The following is a 15,527-nucleotide window of genomic DNA, read 5'->3' as shown; positions in this document are numbered from 1 at the left end:
GGGACAGGTAAGAGGCGGATCAGAACGGATCGTCAGCAGGGATTTCCGCCCGGTGCTTCGCATAGCCATCAGAGATGAAAAGGTTGTCTGAACGCAGGTTCAGGCGGTTGCCGTCCCGATACTGGACACACTGACCACGACCGGCCCCGACAATCAGACGGGCGACGGTTGACAGACTGCCACGGACACCCGGCACTGAAGCCCGAACATAATGGTGCCCATTACCGTTAGAATTGAACGTCCAAGCCATGCTTAGCCCCATTTCCTCCAAACGCAGGAAATCAGCCTTCAGCAGCTTGGCGGGTTCGGGGTGGTTCGCGAGGGAGACAAGGACAATGGCCTTCCCATCGCGATCAATCGAATAGACAGGGGAGCGGCGTTTCTTTCTCAGCATAGAGGGTGGTCCTGTGCGGAAATGCAGACGCACGTTTCCAGACGGCCCAGATTGATCCGGGCCGTGGGAAGGCGTCGAGTTGTGGGGATGTGGGGATGTGGGGAATTGGCGCTTTGCCAGCCAAGGACAGGCCGGGAGTGCTTAGGGGCGTTCAAGCCGTCTGTTGTTTTTATTTAGTGCATCTGCTTTTGGATAAACTGATATCGGGACAGCCCAGCCTCAGTGGCCCTCTCAAGTATCCACCGCCCCGCATCGCTCGGGCTTCCGCGCCCTACCCGGACAGCAGCAGCCACAATGTTCTGAGCTTCCTTCATTGCCTCAATCGCCATCTGGTTGTTCTTACGCATTTCCGGGTAGCCGTGTTCCTCCAGCCAAAGCGTAAGGGCCATATCCGTATGGCTGTCCGCTTCTTCTGTTTCGCAGGTGCTGACTGCCATAACAGTGAAGAAAGCCATGTGGTGAGCGAGGGCGGAAACACGGGTTTCATAGGTCATTGTCATTTCTGATTTTCCTTTCCGGTTGTTGGATGCGCTGGGCGCGGGAATGCAAAAGACCCCGGCAGGGTGTTCCGGGATTGACCGGGACGTTTCTGCCCGGCTTAAGTGCAACCTAATTTCCAGACGATTGATCAGAAATTTTTGATCGTTAAATTCGCTCACTATCTCCACGCCAGTTCGGTTGAAATTCCCGCCCTGTCGGGTTTAAGCTCTGGGAACCGTCCCCCTCTCTTGGAAGGGTAGAGGGACGGCCCCCGGTCAGTTCGCTGCCGTGCTGAAAAGCACCGTCAGCAGAACCACCAGAAACAGGAAGGTCAGTGCGTTCCAGCGCATTGGCCTTTCTCCTTTTCGGGTGGGTGGAAGTGATGCGGCTGGCATCATCAGAGGGACGGCACCACCCGCCCCTGACAGGGCCGTTACTGCCCCTCTCTGCTTCAGCCCTTGGCCTGCACCTCGGGGGCCACCTTCTTGATGGTGAACAGCCAGCCGGGGGCCATTTCCTTGGGGAGCATGAGAACCGACCGCCCCTGGCCACCGATCTGCATCACGATTTCCGTGACGCAGCTCGACAGCACCGGGTCAGCCATGATCTTGACGTGCTGGCCTTGCCAAGTGATGCCCAGCCCCTCGCAGATGGCGCGGGGCGAGAAGTAAACCTTTCCGTCCTGCCCCACCGCAGCGGGGACCGGGGTGTCAGCGATGGTGATGATTTCGGAGGCGCTGGGCGCTTACCTGCATGGTCGTTACCCCTTCCACATTCCACGGGCCTTCAGGTCGGCCAAAATCTCGATGAGTTCGTCTTTGCTGGCCCCGGCGAAGCGTCGCTTCAGGTCAGACAGGATGCGATCACGGCGGGCCAACTCCTCCCGCAGTGCGTTCAGTTCTTTCTCAGCTTCAGCGAGGTGGTTGAGGGGCTGGATGGCACGGGCCTTCTCCAGCAACTCCCCGCTGGTCATGCCGTGGTCCTTCGCCATCTTCTCCAGCTTGGCCTTGGCGACCTCCCGTTCCCCCTCAAACTCGCTGTCCATGCGGGCGGCGATCTTCAGGGCATATTCGGCGTCGTCTTCGGTGAAGGTCGGGAGGTTGGACTTGGGTGCGGGCTTGGAGCGTTCCTGGGCGTACTGCTCAAGGAAAGCGTTGATCCCCATGTCAGGGTCAAAAGTGCCATGCGTGGCACATTTGGCGACCTGCATGTACCTGACAGCAGAGCGGTAGCTGACCTTGGTGTTCGCCTCGACCCACTGCTTGAACTGCCCATGGGCCAGCATCTTCTTGGCCTCAATCAGCGCCTCACCGGCAGCCTTGGCAGCCAACAGCATTCCCTTGGCGTGGTGTTCAATCTGGTGCTGTTCTTCATTGATGCGCTGTGCGAGGGCGTCGAGGGGGCGATAGCGTTCATTCCTGTCTCCTTTGGGCGAAGACCAAGGTGCGCTTGACGCACCATGCACTCCAAATGGATCAAGAGGGATTTTGCAGGACCTACCCCCCTTCCGCTTACCTGCATGGCCTTGGCCCCGGTATAGCCCATGACCAGCCGGTCCTTCCCCTGAACTCGCTTCAGGGTAAGCCCCTCAGCGTCCAGCATGGACAGCCATTTGGATTTCCCGAACGGTTGAGCCACCCCCGGAAGTCAGGGCGTGGGAAGAGGCACGATCTCCCCGGAAGATTTTTGGGTAGTCAGCACGTTCACCCGCCTGCATGTCGATCATCAACGCGGGCCACTTTGAAAGAGAAGACCCCCACTCTTGGCAGTGGTCCCCTTCTCTTCCGGTATGGGGGACAGTGAGGGGTAAGGGTCTGGATGGTCAGCACCAAGACCGATAGCTAAGACACAGAGGGATGAAAAAAAATCTATGATCACCCCGAAGCCCTGCCTGACTGGGCCATCTGGTCTTGTTCCATCTTGGGGGATGGTTGTTGGTAATCACCCCCTTTAGGGGCAGCTTTAGGCTTCCACCTAACTGGCAACTTTAGTTGCACCTTAAGTGTCAGCTTTATCTATCAGCTTTTCCCCACCTGTCTTAAGTGCAACCTAATTATAACCCATTGATCCAGTTTAGCTTTTAGTGGCCACTTTAGGTTTCCACCTAACTGGCAACTTTAGTTGCACCTTAAGTGTCAGCTTTATCTATCAGCTTTCCCCACCTGTCTTAAGTGCGACCAAATTATAACCCATTGATCTAGCTTATAAATTCAGCTCTCAATTCTGAAGGGTCTTCGCCCGGCCCTCTTGGGCTTGGGGGTTCCCCAAATCTGGGGACACCCCCTCAAAGCCGTTTCCAGACTCACACAGAAGCGGTGGGGGCTGACAGCCTCATTCCACCAGCCACCGCATTACCGGCCACCAGCGGCCCGGAAATCGCCCCTAGCGTCGGTCCTTAAACCTCCCCGGTTGCCTCAAGGACTCCCCACGGTGAAACGACCCACCGGAGCCGCCCCCAATATCCCAGCGTCTCACCCCCGGCCTTCTCGCTGGAAAGGGCAATTGGGGCGTTGTCGGGGTTCCGGGTAAAGCAGGCTTGCCCCAGCAAGGGAACGCGAAGGAAGAAACCGCCCGGCAGCGTCTCGAAGATGAACCGGGAGCGGAAGGCGGTAACAAGCATGGTGCTTTCCTCTGTGGTTGATCTCAACGGCGGGAATAATGATTTCACAGAGAATCGCTGTCAATCTTTGCAAGGGTGCATAGATACCCCACCTTTGCCTATACCGTGCTTGCCTTCAGCAGGCGCTGAACTTGGACCGCCTGCCACTGCCCGCCCTTGGCTGTCGGGATGCCCCGCTCATTCAGCGCCTTGGCAATGCCGGACAGGCTGGTAACCCCAGCCGCCTTGATCTCTTCAAGAATGGGGTTCAGGTCCGGGCGCTGGGCTTTGGCCCTCTTCGCCTCAACAGCCTTAGCCCGGTCTTCCTCTGTGGGGACATAGCCACGGAAGCCACCCATCCTGACGCCACGGGCCTTTGCCGCTGCCAAGGCCCCCTTGGTGCGGGCACTGATCCTTTCGGCTTCATCCTCAGCCACCAAAGCCATAATCCCCACCGTCAGGAGGTTAGCGTCCGGCATGTCACAGGCCACGAAGTCAACGCCAGCATCCCGAAGGTTCAGCAGGAAGGCAGCGTTACGGGCCAGCCGGTCCAGCTTGGCGATGATCAGGGTAGCCTTGTGAAGACGACAGGCAGCGAGGGCAGCGACAAGCTGTGGGCGGTCTGACTTCCTGCCGCTCTCGACTTCCACGAACTCAGCCACCGGGGGCCAGCCCTTGCCAGTGAGGAAGGAATGGACCGCCTCCTTCTGGGCTTCCAGTCCTAGCCCAGACTGCCCTTGCTTGGTGGTGGATACCCGGTAATAGGCGACGAACCGCATAGCCATTACACACCTCTCTCCGAACGTTGAGAGATTTGTAAAGGCTGTTTGCGGTGGGTGTCAAGCGGGTGGAACGCCTTCGGGCTTCAGGAACGGGCAACCCCTATCAGGCACAGGAAGACCCCGGCCTGTTCGGGGGCTGCCTTCGCTTCCGCCATGCACTCCCCCGACAGGCAGGAAGGAACGCGCATGGCCCAGCGCCCCACCGGCCCCGATGCTGCCCGTTGGGTGGTAGGAAGGCGGGGTACCGGGGAAAACAGCCGAACCAGTATGGGCGATAAGCCGCTTAGATTTTTGCCCCTGAAAAATCCGGGGGAGTGGACAAAAGGGGGTGTCCGTTTCTGCTCATCACGACCCCATAAGGTGCGACAAATCCACCCCGAAGTCGGCCTCCTTGAACAGGTCCAGCTTCATTCTAGGTGTGATCAGCTTGTTGCCATAGCGTCCCCCGGTCATACTTTTAACCTTGTGGCCGACGAGGAAGGAGACCATCCGTTCCTCAACACCCACCACGTTCAGAAGGTAGGACGTGAACAGGTGGCGGAAGGAGTGGAAGACCAGCCCTTCGCGGTCAATGCCGATGACCCGGCGATACCAAGGGAACCACTTGCAGAACTTGCCGCTATAATCACCTTCGGCATCAGCGACCAGTTCCGGCCAAAGACGTTCCTCTTTGACCGCCGCCACATGGTCAAGAAAGCCCAGCGTAATCAGGCGGGGGTGGATAGGTACCAGTCGTTCCCCTGCCTTGGTCTTGGCCTTCTTGATATCGAAGCACCAGATGCCGTCTTCCTGCCGCACATCCTCGGTCCGCAACTTGGCGATCTCTTCCACCCGCATCCCGGTGTGCAGGCCAATCAGTGGGAACCAATACTTGAAATCCTTCAGCAGCACCTTACCGGGACGCTCCCGCCGATCCGCCCGCCAATGACCAGTATAAAGCGGCGAATGGAACAGCTTCTTCAACTCTTCGGACGTGAATGCGTCCCGAACCGGGTCATCCTCGGGCGGCATCAAACCCTTTGTCGGGTTGTCGAGGGTGGCGCGTTTCTCAGTCTTGGCCCAGTTGAACACCGCCGCCACGGTTTTGAAGTGAAGCCGGATGGTGTTGTTGGATAGTTCGCTTTCCTCTAAAGACTGCCTCCAAGTGCGGATATCATCGCGGCTGACCGTGTCCACCGGCTTGTTGTCCAGCGTCTCAGCAAAGCGGATCAGCTTGGGCAGGGTCTTGCGCTTGGTGTCAGCGGTCCATCTGCGGTCCTGTTCACGCGTCTGGACATAGGCCGCGATCAGGTCGAGAAGTGGGAGCGAGGATAGGGCCGGGTCCGGCTGTGACGCAACCGGGACGGGGGAAGGCTGGAACCGGAAAAGCGGGTCAGCGGGTTCAACCCCGTAATCCCCAACTCGCCGCGCCTTGGCAATGCGCAGGCGTTCGACGTTGGCCCGCAACAGCGCCAACGCAAGACGCTTGAACGGTTCCGTCTTTCGGTCCACGGGAAGCCCGACCTCAGTCAACAGCCGTTCCACATCCGCCTGAACGCGGTGGAAGTCGTGATAGGCGATTGCCTCCCTAAACTCACTTTCCAGCCAGTCCAAAACATCTAGGTCAGCTTCAACCGGGTCTATGCCGTCATCACCGCCCGCGTACAGGGACTTACCGGGATGGGCGTGAACTCGGAGCGCGTTGTCAGCCTCTAAGGCATTGCCGAAATACTGGCGGGCTAAGGTGTCGATCTGGTCGGGGGTCAAGGTGGGCTGTGACATGGCCTGTGCGAAGAATTGGTCTGCGACAACGGAGAACGAACGGGCCTGACGATATGCCGCATGGCGGTCAGATGTCCGTAAGGATCGAACCAACTCCGATTTGCCCCAACGCGCTGCCAACGTCAACGGCACCTTACGCCGCCAGTGATAAGTTCCCTCTCGCTTCCTCAAGTGCATGACTGCCCCCGGTGGACCAGTCGGTGGACCAGCCGCACGGCGCGTCTGATCTTGGCTTTGCTGGAAGTGGCAGGGGTCAGAGACGGGGGTTGCCTTCGCCAACCGTCCAAGATGTACTACTCTGCGTAAGCAGAGCCTCCGGCCCCGTACGGGACCGGAACGGTGTTTAAGCAGACCCCCGCCGGGCAACCGGCGGGGGTTTTGCGTTGTGACGCGCGGCCTTGGTAAAGTCATGGGCTGCCTGCAAAAGTATCAACCGGACCAGACCCATAGGGCTTGTGCTGCTGCCCGATCTGTGTTTGATCGTAGGGGTAGCATGATCCACGGTCTTCTAATCGGCAGGACGGAATGCAGTCAGTGAACTTCGAGATCCTGCGGCACCAGCGCCCGGCTCTGGCTGAACTTGGTAGCTTTGCCGAGCACTACCTGCACAGTGACCCGGCCAGCGCACTGACCAAGCTGCGGATCTATGGCGAGCAGATCACCAAAGCCATCTATTGGGAATTGCGGCTGAAGCCCCCGGCAGAGGCCACCTTTGACCGTCTTCTGGCCGAACCCGATTTCAAAAAATCCTTGCCCCCGGTGGTGCTGGACAAGCTGCACGTCCTGCGTAAGGAAGGGAACAAGGGGGCTCATGGCGGTCAGATTGACCCTGACCGGGTCCCGTGGGTGCTGGAAGAAGCCTATCAGCTTGGCAGCTGGTTTATGGTGCGCTTTTACGGTAGCAAACCTACCGACATCCCCCCGTTTCAGACGATCGCCAAACCGCCCCCCCAGAAAGCCGGGGCAGACGCCGACCGCGAGGCGCTGGAGGCCCGGCTCGCCGCATTGGTGGCAGAACGGGATGCCCTGAAGCAGGCCTATCAGGCGCAGGCTGCCCAGCCTGACTCTCAGGCCAGGGCGCAGCAGGCCGCTGATGCCCTTCTGTTTGACGAAGCCACCACCCGCCGCCGGATGATTGACGTGGCGCTGGCCGATGCCGGGTGGCTGATCGGTGCCAAAGGCCAGAATACCGATCAGGTCGGGCAGGAAGTTGAGGTGACCGGTCAACCCACTGCCACCGGCATCGGCTATGCCGACTATGTGCTGTGGGATGATGACCATAAACCGCTGGCGGTGATCGAAGCCAAGAAAACCACGGTCAGCCCCGAAACCGGCCGCAAACAGGCGGAGCTGTACGCCACGGCGCTGGAACGGCAGTACGGCCTGCGCCCGGCAATTTTCACCACCAACGGCTATGACATCTGGCTGTGGGATGACGCCGGGGGCTACCCCGAACGCAAGCTGTATGGCTTTTATTCCAAGGCCAGCCTTCAGCATCTGGTGCGCTTCAAGCGGTCTTCCAGACAGCCGCTCAGCAGCCTGCCCCTCAACCCTGCCATCGCCGGCGGCCCGCGCCTGTATCAGGCTGAAACGATCAAGCGCGTCACCGAAGCCTTTGAGAAGAAACACACCAAGGCCCTGATCGTACAGGCCACCGGCACCGGAAAAACCCGCGTCGCCGTCGCCCTGACTGATCTCTTGATCCGGGCAAAATGGGTCACACGCGTCCTGTTCCTGTGCGACCGGAACGAACTGCGCAAACAGGCCAAAAACGCCTTCACCGACCATCTGCCGACAGAGCCGCTGACCATCCTGAACGCCAGCACGGCCAGAAAAAAGGAGGACCGGATTCACATCGCCACCTATCCGGCGATGATGAACATCTTCCAGACCTTTGACGTCGGTTACTTTGACCTGATCATCGCCGACGAAAGCCACCGCTCCGTCTATAATGTCTATGGTGATATTTTCCGCTATTTCGATGCGCTTCAGGTCGGCCTGACCGCGACCCCGGTCGAATTCATCTCGCGGAATACCTTCGGGCTGTTCGGCTGTAAAAATCAGGACCCGACAGCAGCTTACACGCTGGAGCGGGCCGTCGAGGAAAAATGGCTGGTCCCTTACGAGGTGTTCAGCCACACCACCCAGTTCCTGCGCGATGGCATCAAATACGATGACCTGTCAGACCGGCAGAAGCAGGAGGTCGAGGACGACCCCGACACCGTGGAGCACGAGGCCGGCGACCTCGGCAGGCTGGTCTTCAATAAGGATACCGAACGCCAGATCCTGCGCAACCTGATGGAAAACGGCATCCGCGACGCCACCGGCCAGCTTCCCGGTAAGTCGGTGATCTTCGCCCGCAACCATGACCACGCAGTGCTGCTGGAAACCCTGTTTAACGAAATGTACCCGCAATATGGCGGAAAATTCTGTCAGGTCATCGACACCTATAACCCGCGTGCCGAGGCATTGATCGACGACTTCAAGGGCGACGGCAGCAATAACGACCTGACCATCGCCCTCTCGGTCGATATGCTCGACACCGGCATCGACGTGCCGGAAATCGTCAATCTGGTGTTCGCCAAGCCGGTCAGGTCGCGGGTCAAGTTCTGGCAGATGATCGGGCGCGGCACCCGCCGGTGCGAAGACCTGTTTGGTCCGGGGCAGGATAAAAGCGTCTTCCGCATCTTTGACCACTGGGGCAACTTTGAATACTTCGCCCAGAACAAGCCGGAAGCACAGCCCAACACCCCCAAACCGCTGATGCAACGCCTGTTCGAGGCCCGGCTGGATCTGGCGGCAACCGCCCTGTCCGCCGCCGAAATTGATGCCTTTACCGCCACAGCCCGGCTGATTGAGGCCGATGTGCGGGCCCTGCCGGAAGACAGCATCAGCGTCCGCGAACACCTTCAGGAAGTGCACGCCCTGCTTCAGGACGGGGTGATTGAAGACTTTGCCCCCGCCACGGTGCACAGGCTGAAAAAGCAGATCGCGCCGCTGATGCAGTGGGTCAACGTGCGCGGGGCCACCGATGCCCTGACCTTCGACCTGCTGGCGACCACCCTGCAGACGGCACACCTGAAAAAATCATCGGCCTTTGACACCCTGAAGGCGGAGGTGGTCAACGCCGTCAACAGCCTGCAAATGAACCTTAACCCGGTGAAGGCCAAGGCCGACAGCATCCGGCGGGTCAAATCGCCCGAGTTCTGGTCATCGGTCACGCTGCCCCGGATCGAAGATCTGCGGCAGGATCTGCGCGGCATCATGCAGTATTGCCAGACCCCCGGCGGCAGTCTGCTGCATCAGATCCGCGTTTACGATATCACCGAAGACGAAACACAGATTCAGACCGAAAAGCGCAGCTCTAACCTGATTTCGATTGATCTGGCCGCCTACCGCGCCCGGGTTGAGCAGGCCCTGACCGAACTGTTTGCCACCGACCCGACCCTGAAGAAGATCCGGGCCGGGCAAAAGGTCAGCCCGACAGATCTGGAAACCCTTGTCTCGCTGGTGCTGACCCGCCACCCGGATGTGGATCTGCACACCCTGACGGAATTCTTCCACGACCGCGCCGCCCCGCTGGATCAGTTGATCCGCCGGATTGTCGGGCTGGACCCGCAGGCGGTAAAGGCCCATTTCGCCACCTTTATCCAGACCTATCCGGCCTTAAGCGCCAGCCAGACCCAGTTTCTGCAACTGCTGCAAAACCACATCGCGCAGAATGGCGGGATCGAGCTGGCGCGGCTGGCCGACGCCCCCTTCACCCACCTTGCCGAGGATGGCATTTTCGGCGTATTCCCCAGTGATGCCCAGCGCGATCACCTGCTGGCGATGATCAAGACCTTTCAGCCCGAAGGACCAAGCCCGTTATGATCACCGGCGACCTGAAAAGCCGCATCGACAGACTGTGGGAAGAATTCTGGACCGGCGGCATCACCAACCCGCTGACGGTGATTGAACAGATCACCTTCCTGATGTTTGCCCGCCTGCTGGATATGGCGGAGCAGAAGAACGAGCGGAAAGCCGCCCTCGGCGGGGGTGACTTCACCCGCCTGTTCGGCCCGGATCAGCAGCATCTGCGGTGGTCGCAGTTCCGCAATCTGGGCGGGGCGCAGATGCTGCCACTGGTGCGGGACGAGGTGTTCCCCCATTTCCGCACCGCAGGCGTGGAAGGGGCCACCTTCGGCGAATACATGAAGGACGCGCAGCTGCTGATCCAGAAGCCCAGCCTGCTGGTGTCGGCGGTGACGATGATTGACGCCCTGCCGCTGGGCAATGCCGATACCAAGGGTGACCTGTACGAATATCTGCTGTCGAAGCTGACCACGGCGGGCATCAACGGCCAGTTCCGCACCCCGCGCCACATCATCCGCTTTATGCTGGACGTTGTGGCCCCGACACCGACGGAAACCATCTGTGACCCCGCCTGTGGCACCGGCGGCTTTCTGGCCGGGGCGATGGACTATCTGACCGAAACCTACACCTCCCCGCAGGGGGTGCTGACCGATGCCGACGGCCATAAGACCTTTACCGGCGACCTGCTGGAGCCGCACCGCGCCTTCATCCGCAGCGGCATGTTCCACGGCTTTGACTTTGACGCCACCATGCTACGCATCGCGTCGATGAACCTGATGCTGCACGGGGTGGAAGCGCCGGATATCCATTATCAGGATACCCTGTCCAACAGCTTCCCCGACCGGTTCCCCCGCCACGCCCGCGACGGGCTGGATGTGATTCTGGCCAATCCGCCGTTCAAGGGCAGTCTGGATGCCGAGGATGTGCATTCCGGCCTGCTGGCGAAGGTAAAGACCAAAAAGACCGAGCTGCTGTTTCTGGTGCTGATCCTTGGCATGCTGAAGCGGGGCGGACGGTCCGCCACCATCGTGCCCGATGGCGTGCTGTTCGGGTCCAGCACCGCCCATGTCGCCCTGCGGAAGATGCTGCTGGATGAAAACCAGCTGGAGGCGGTGATCTCGCTGCCGTCAGGGGTGTTCAAGCCCTACGCCGGGGTCTCCACCGCCATTCTGGTGTTCACCAAGGGCGGCCGCACCGATCACGTTTTCTTTTACGATGTTCAGGCTGATGGCTTTTCGCTGGATGACAAGCGCGACCCGGTGAAGAACAACGACCTGCCCGACGCCCTTGCCCGCTGGAAAACCCGCGACCCGGCCACCGACACCGACCGCACCGCCAAGGCATTCTGTGTTCCGGCAGACGACATCCGCGCCCAGAAATACGACCTGTCGCTGTCGCGCTACCGCGAGACGGTGCATGTGGAAGAAGCCTACGACCCGCCCAAGGTGATCTTGGACCGCATGAAGGCCCTGCATGCCGATATCGCCAAGGATATGGCCGAGCTTGAGGAGATGCTGGGGTGAGTGCTTCTAGTTTACCCTTAGGGGAGCTGTTTCAGATTGAGTACGGGGCAGCCCTCAAATCTGATGCACGAGATGCCTCGGGCGAGTGGGAAGTATTTGGTTCTGCCGGTTTCGTTGGTCGTCATTCAGATGCACTTGTCAAAAATCCGATGATCGTCGTAGGCCGCAAGGGTTCAGTCGGAAAACTAACCTTCGCCGAACGCGGTGGGTGGCCAATTGACACAACGTTTTACATGGTGCCGAAGAAAGAGAGAGAGATCAGCCTCCGCTATACCTTTCACATGCTATCGCGGATTTCCCTCGGCCATCTGACAATCACAACATCAATCCCCGGCCTAAACAGAAATGATCTAGCTGCGGTAAAAATCCCAGTCCCCCCCCTCGACGAACAACGCCGCATCGCCGCCATTCTGGACAAGGCGGATGCCATCCGCCGCAAACGCCAGCAGGCCCTCGCCCTCGCCGACGACTTCCTCCGCTCGGCCTTTCTCGAGATGTTTGGGGACTTCTTTACCAATCCCATGGGATGGTTGATGATGCCCTTAGGCCAATTGATCACTCGTGGGCCTCAAAACGGATTGTATAAGCCTTCGACGGCTTATGGCTCTGGGATCCCGATCGTACGTATCGACTCTTTCTACAATGGTAATATTAATCGCTTATCACATCTTAAAAGGGTTCGATTGAGTGCAGGCGAAGCAAATACATACCAGTTAGGTCAGCACGATATTCTTATAAACCGGGTCAACAGCCGTACCCACTTGGGCAAATGCGCCCTCGTTCCAGAGTTACAGGAACTCACGGTATTCGAGTCCAACATGATGCGGCTCTCTGTCGACGATCAACGGATCCATCCAGCGTATCTGACACGGGTCCTTCAAACCGCTTTCGTCAACGAGCAAATTCAGAGGCGAGCAAAGGATGCTGTAAACCAAGCTAGCATCAATCAAGGCGACGTGACATCCTTCGTTATCCCTCTTCCTCCCATTAGAGATCAACATAAGTTCGTTAACTTGGAGGCCAAGCTTGCAGCGTCTTCCGAGAACTATCAACTGGGGGTTCAGCAGGCTAACATCCTCTTCGCCTCCCTCTCCCAGCGCGCTTTCCGGGGCGAGCTGTAAACCCGCCCTGCACCACAAGGCCCCTTTTCCATGAGCGACATCAAACTGTTCCGCCTGTCCGCCAGTGGCCCCTGCGAAATCGCCGGGGCCTCGGCGGTGCTGGAAAAGTCGCTTCAGACCCTGATCGAAAGGCATCTGGAAACCTTCCTCGGGGTGCGGTTTCTGGCCAGCGAATACAGCACCGGCCGCGATCACGGCGGGCGGATGGATACGCTGGGCATCGACGAAAACGGGTGCCCCGTCATCATCGAATACAAGCGGGCCAGCAACGAGAACATCATCAATCAGGGCCTGTTTTACCTCGACTGGCTGATGGACCACAAAAAAGACTTTGAATGGCTGGTGATGGAAACCTACGGCAAGGAGGCCGCCGCCTCGGTCGAATGGTCCTCGCCCCGGCTGCTGTGCATCGCCGGGGACTTTACCAGATACGACATTCACGCCATCAAACAGATCAACCGCACGATAGAGCTGATCCGCTACCGCCATTACGGCGATGACCTGCTGCTGCTGGATCAGGTCAGCAGCACCGATGCCACGCCGGAACAGACGGCTGCCGCTGCCGGGGCGGGGCCAAAGGCCAGAACCAAGACCGTCAGCGACTATCTGGCGCAGGCGGATCAGGAGCTGACCGACCGGTTCGAGGCGCTGAAGGCGTGGATGCTGGCCTTGGGCGATGATGTTCAGTTCCGGGTATTGAAGCCTTATTTCGCCTTTGTCCGCCTGAAGAACTTTGCCTGTGTCGAGGTCCACATCAAAACCCGGACTCTGGTCGTTTATGTCAAGATCAATCCCGACAGCGTCGCGCTGATCCCCGGCTTCACCCGCGATGTGCGCGGCATCGGCCATTTTGGCACCGGCGATCTGGAAATCACCCTGCGCAGTCTGGACGATCTGGAAAAAGCCAAACCGCTGATCGAACGCAGTTACGAGGCATCATAGCCCCCCTACAGCGGCAGCACCCAGTGGTCCCAGTCCGGGTCTTTCTGCCCGCCCAGCCCGGCATACAGCGCCTGTGCCGGGATGTTGCCGGGCAGCACGGTCCAGCGCAGGGCGGAAGCATCGAGGCCGGCGGCATGCTCCGCCAGACCCCGGACCAGCGCCTGTCCCACCCCCTGCCCCCGGGCGGCGGGCTGAACGAACAGTTCCTTCAGCACCACCACCGGGCGCAGGTCGAAGGTCCAGGGGATGGTGTAATGCACCGCCATCCCGCACGCCCCCTCTCCCCGGTCGGCCACCAGCACGCCAAAGCGCGGCTGCGGGCCGAAGCCGTGGGTCAACACATCCTGCGGGATGACGCGGAAGCGGTCGCTGTAGCCTTCAAACACCGCCAGATCCCGCATCATCCCCCATACCCCCGGCACATCCGCCGGAGTAAAAGGCCGGATGATCATTCGGCCCCCGCCATGCTGCCCGGCTGCGGGCCGGTGGCAAAGGGGTTGCCTTCATCGGCCCAGCCGGTGATGCCGCCGATCATGATCTTTACCGGGCGGCGCAGGCGCGCCAGCTTCAGCGCCGCCTGATCGGCCCCGTTGCAGTGCGGACCGGCGCAGTAGACCACAAACAGGGTGTCGTCCGGCCATTCCGCCATCCGCTCCGCCGTCATCTCGCGGTGTGGCAGGTGCAGCGCCCCCGGCACATGGCGGCGGGCGTAGGCCTCCGGCGAGCCGACGACATGCAGCAGAACAAAATCCACAGCGCCGCTGCGCAGGGCATGGGCGACATCGGCGCAGTCGGTTTCCACCGACAGGCGGGCCAGAAAATGGGCGGCGGTCTGTTCCGGCGTGGCGGCGGGATAGTCAGTGACAAAGCTCATCGGGGGTCTCCGGTGTGTCTGGGAAAATCCAATGACCACAGGCTATGTCAGAACGGTTCCGGCTTGCAGATGGCACATCTGCCATGTAGCATCAAAATTATGCCAAATGATCAGACCCCCGCCCCCTCTTCCGTTCTGACCGGCCCGCTGGTGGTGGCGCTGGCCTATGACCGGCTGTGTACTTTTGAGTTCGGCATCGCCGTCGAGGTGTTCGGCCTGTCGCGCCCGGAAATGGGCAGCGGCTGGTACCGCTTTGCCGTCGCCGGGGTTGATGACGGGCTGATGCGGGCCACCGGCGGCCTGACCTTTACCGTCGATGGCGGCCTTGATCTGCTGCAACAGGCCGATCTGATCATTGCCCCCGGCTGGCGCGGCATGGATGAGCCGGTGCCGGACGCCCTGTGTGCCGCCCTGCGCGCCGCCCATCAGCGCGGGGCGCGGGTGATCAGCTTCTGTTCCGGGGTGTTTGTGCTGGCCGCCAGCGGCCTGCTGGACGGGCGGCAGGCCACCACCCACTGGCGGTATACCGACACCCTGCACCAGCGCTTTCCCGCCATCCATGTCACCCCGGATGTGCTGTATGTCGATACCGGCATGGTGATGACCTCCGCCGGGACCGCCGCCGGGCTGGACCTGTGCCTGCACATCATCCGCCATGACTTTGGCACCGGGGCCGCCAACAGTGTCGCCCGGCGGCTGGTTCTGCCCGCCCACCGCGACGGCGGGCAGGCGCAGTTCATCCAGCAGGCGGTGCCCCGCCCCCATGAAAGCAGCCGCCTCGGCCCGCTGCTGGACCATCTGCGCCGCACACTGGGCACGGCCCATACCGTGGAGACACTGGCCCGCCGGGTCAGCATGAGCCGCCGCACCTTCCTGCGCCGCTTTGAAGCCGCCACCGGCACCACCCCGGCCCGCTGGCTGCTGACCGAACGCCTGAACCGCGCCCGCACCCTGCTGGAAACCACCCCCGCCAGCATCGAGGAAATCGCCGTGGTCGCCGGGTTTGGCAGTGCGGCAACCCTGCGTCACCACTTCCGGCAGGTGCTGGGCGTTACCCCCGGTGCCTACCGCGCGGCCTTCGGCACCCCGGACCAGCCTTCCGCCCGGGCCTGAACACCCGCTGCCACCGTGATCCCGGACAACGCCCTTTATTAATCTATGGCTTTTTCATGACGATCGGCTAACATCCGCAGATA

The 15,527-nt window shown here is 60.3% G+C and carries 14 protein-coding genes and 1 pseudogene; 5 read left to right on the top strand and 10 right to left on the bottom strand.

Annotation, left to right across the window (positions count from 1 at the left end; all coding sequences use genetic code 11):
- Window positions 1–19: 19 nt before the first annotated feature.
- The 8 genes and pseudogenes from G365_RS0107095 to G365_RS24555 all read right to left on the bottom strand — a co-directional run.
- Window positions 20–394, bottom strand: a complete 375-nt coding sequence (locus G365_RS0107095) for a hypothetical protein (protein ID WP_019644817.1) — start codon at window positions 392–394, stop codon at window positions 20–22.
- 173 nt (window positions 395–567) lie between these two features.
- Window positions 568–1,053, bottom strand: coding sequence for a M24 family metallopeptidase (locus G365_RS0107090; protein ID WP_155976163.1), 486 nt, complete (start codon window positions 1,051–1,053; stop codon window positions 568–570).
- 272 nt (window positions 1,054–1,325) lie between these two features.
- On the bottom strand, window positions 1,326–1,592 hold the full coding sequence (locus G365_RS23470; RefSeq protein WP_407635438.1) for a phage antirepressor N-terminal domain-containing protein: 267 nt from the start codon (window positions 1,590–1,592) through the stop codon (window positions 1,326–1,328).
- 42 nt (window positions 1,593–1,634) lie between these two features.
- Window positions 1,635–2,339, bottom strand: coding sequence for a DUF3102 domain-containing protein (locus tag G365_RS0107080; protein ID WP_169545071.1), 705 nt, complete (start codon window positions 2,337–2,339; stop codon window positions 1,635–1,637).
- Window positions 2,340–3,269: 930 nt separating this feature from the next.
- Window positions 3,270–3,494, bottom strand: a complete 225-nt coding sequence (locus tag G365_RS0107075; RefSeq protein WP_019644813.1) for a hypothetical protein — start codon at window positions 3,492–3,494, stop codon at window positions 3,270–3,272.
- A 98-nt stretch (window positions 3,495–3,592) separates the two neighbouring features.
- Window positions 3,593–4,258: a recombinase family protein gene (locus G365_RS0107070; protein WP_019644812.1), complete on the bottom strand. Its 666-nt coding sequence runs from the start codon at window positions 4,256–4,258 to the stop codon at window positions 3,593–3,595.
- Window positions 4,259–4,600: 342 nt separating this feature from the next.
- On the bottom strand, window positions 4,601–6,016 hold the full coding sequence (locus tag G365_RS0107065) for a site-specific integrase (protein ID WP_169545069.1): 1,416 nt from the start codon (window positions 6,014–6,016) through the stop codon (window positions 4,601–4,603).
- 12 nt (window positions 6,017–6,028) lie between these two features.
- Window positions 6,029–6,193 (bottom strand): annotated as a pseudogene (locus tag G365_RS24555) (DUF6538 domain-containing protein); the annotation flags it as partial.
- A gap of 348 nt (window positions 6,194–6,541) precedes the next feature.
- Between G365_RS24555 and G365_RS0107060 the strand changes: the two are divergent.
- Genes G365_RS0107060 through G365_RS0107045 form a run of 4 tightly spaced genes read left to right on the top strand, consistent with a single transcriptional unit; the run spans window position 6,542 to window position 13,457 of the window.
- The gene (locus G365_RS0107060) at window positions 6,542–9,889 is read left to right on the top strand and encodes a DEAD/DEAH box helicase family protein (protein WP_019644810.1); all 3,348 of its coding nucleotides are present in this window, start codon (window positions 6,542–6,544) and stop codon (window positions 9,887–9,889) included.
- The gene (locus G365_RS0107055) at window positions 9,886–11,394 is read left to right on the top strand and encodes a type I restriction-modification system subunit M (protein WP_019644809.1); all 1,509 of its coding nucleotides are present in this window, start codon (window positions 9,886–9,888) and stop codon (window positions 11,392–11,394) included. The genes G365_RS0107060 and G365_RS0107055 overlap by 4 nt, the downstream gene beginning before the upstream one ends.
- On the top strand, window positions 11,391–12,515 hold the full coding sequence (locus G365_RS0107050) for a restriction endonuclease subunit S (protein WP_081628472.1): 1,125 nt from the start codon (window positions 11,391–11,393) through the stop codon (window positions 12,513–12,515). Before G365_RS0107055 ends, G365_RS0107050 begins: the two co-directional genes overlap by 4 nt.
- Before the next feature lie 30 nt (window positions 12,516–12,545).
- Window positions 12,546–13,457 (top strand): DUF5655 domain-containing protein, encoded by a 912-nt coding sequence (locus G365_RS0107045; protein WP_019644807.1) that lies wholly within the window; start codon window positions 12,546–12,548, stop codon window positions 13,455–13,457.
- A gap of 5 nt (window positions 13,458–13,462) precedes the next feature.
- Here G365_RS0107045 and G365_RS0107040 read toward each other — a convergent pair whose 3' ends face one another.
- On the bottom strand, window positions 13,463–13,909 hold the full coding sequence (locus tag G365_RS0107040) for a GNAT family N-acetyltransferase (protein ID WP_019644806.1): 447 nt from the start codon (window positions 13,907–13,909) through the stop codon (window positions 13,463–13,465).
- Window positions 13,906–14,331 (bottom strand): rhodanese-like domain-containing protein, encoded by a 426-nt coding sequence (locus G365_RS0107035; protein ID WP_019644805.1) that lies wholly within the window; start codon window positions 14,329–14,331, stop codon window positions 13,906–13,908. The genes G365_RS0107040 and G365_RS0107035 overlap by 4 nt, the downstream gene beginning before the upstream one ends.
- Before the next feature lie 99 nt (window positions 14,332–14,430).
- Between G365_RS0107035 and ftrA the strand changes: the two genes are divergently transcribed.
- Complete coding sequence (gene ftrA / locus G365_RS0107030; RefSeq protein ID WP_043741841.1) at window positions 14,431–15,444, top strand: transcriptional regulator FtrA; 1,014 nt, start codon at window positions 14,431–14,433, stop codon at window positions 15,442–15,444.
- Window positions 15,445–15,527 lie beyond the last annotated feature (83 nt).

The sequence above is a fragment of the Novispirillum itersonii subsp. itersonii ATCC 12639 genome, from assembly GCF_000381985.1.
Classification (GTDB): domain Bacteria; phylum Pseudomonadota; class Alphaproteobacteria; order Rhodospirillales; family Rhodospirillaceae; genus Novispirillum; species Novispirillum itersonii.
Note: the sequence above shows the minus strand (reverse complement) of the source record. Positions and strands in the feature narration are given on the sequence as shown.

Coding starts and splice junctions, on each gene's coding strand:
- G365_RS0107095 (WP_019644817.1), bottom strand. CDS start 394: ATGCTGAGAAAGAAACGCCGCTCCCCTGTCTATTCGATTGATCGCGAT.
- G365_RS0107075 (WP_019644813.1), bottom strand. CDS start 3,494: ATGCTTGTTACCGCCTTCCGCTCCCGGTTCATCTTCGAGACGCTGCCG.
- G365_RS0107070 (WP_019644812.1), bottom strand. CDS start 4,258: ATGGCTATGCGGTTCGTCGCCTATTACCGGGTATCCACCACCAAGCAA.
- G365_RS0107065 (WP_169545069.1), bottom strand. CDS start 6,016: ATGTCACAGCCCACCTTGACCCCCGACCAGATCGACACCTTAGCCCGC.
- G365_RS0107060 (WP_019644810.1), top strand. CDS start 6,542: ATGCAGTCAGTGAACTTCGAGATCCTGCGGCACCAGCGCCCGGCTCTG.
- G365_RS0107055 (WP_019644809.1), top strand. CDS start 9,886: ATGATCACCGGCGACCTGAAAAGCCGCATCGACAGACTGTGGGAAGAA.
- G365_RS0107045 (WP_019644807.1), top strand. CDS start 12,546: ATGAGCGACATCAAACTGTTCCGCCTGTCCGCCAGTGGCCCCTGCGAA.
- G365_RS0107040 (WP_019644806.1), bottom strand. CDS start 13,909: ATGATCATCCGGCCTTTTACTCCGGCGGATGTGCCGGGGGTATGGGGG.
- G365_RS0107035 (WP_019644805.1), bottom strand. CDS start 14,331: ATGAGCTTTGTCACTGACTATCCCGCCGCCACGCCGGAACAGACCGCC.
- ftrA (WP_043741841.1), top strand. CDS start 14,431: ATGCCAAATGATCAGACCCCCGCCCCCTCTTCCGTTCTGACCGGCCCG.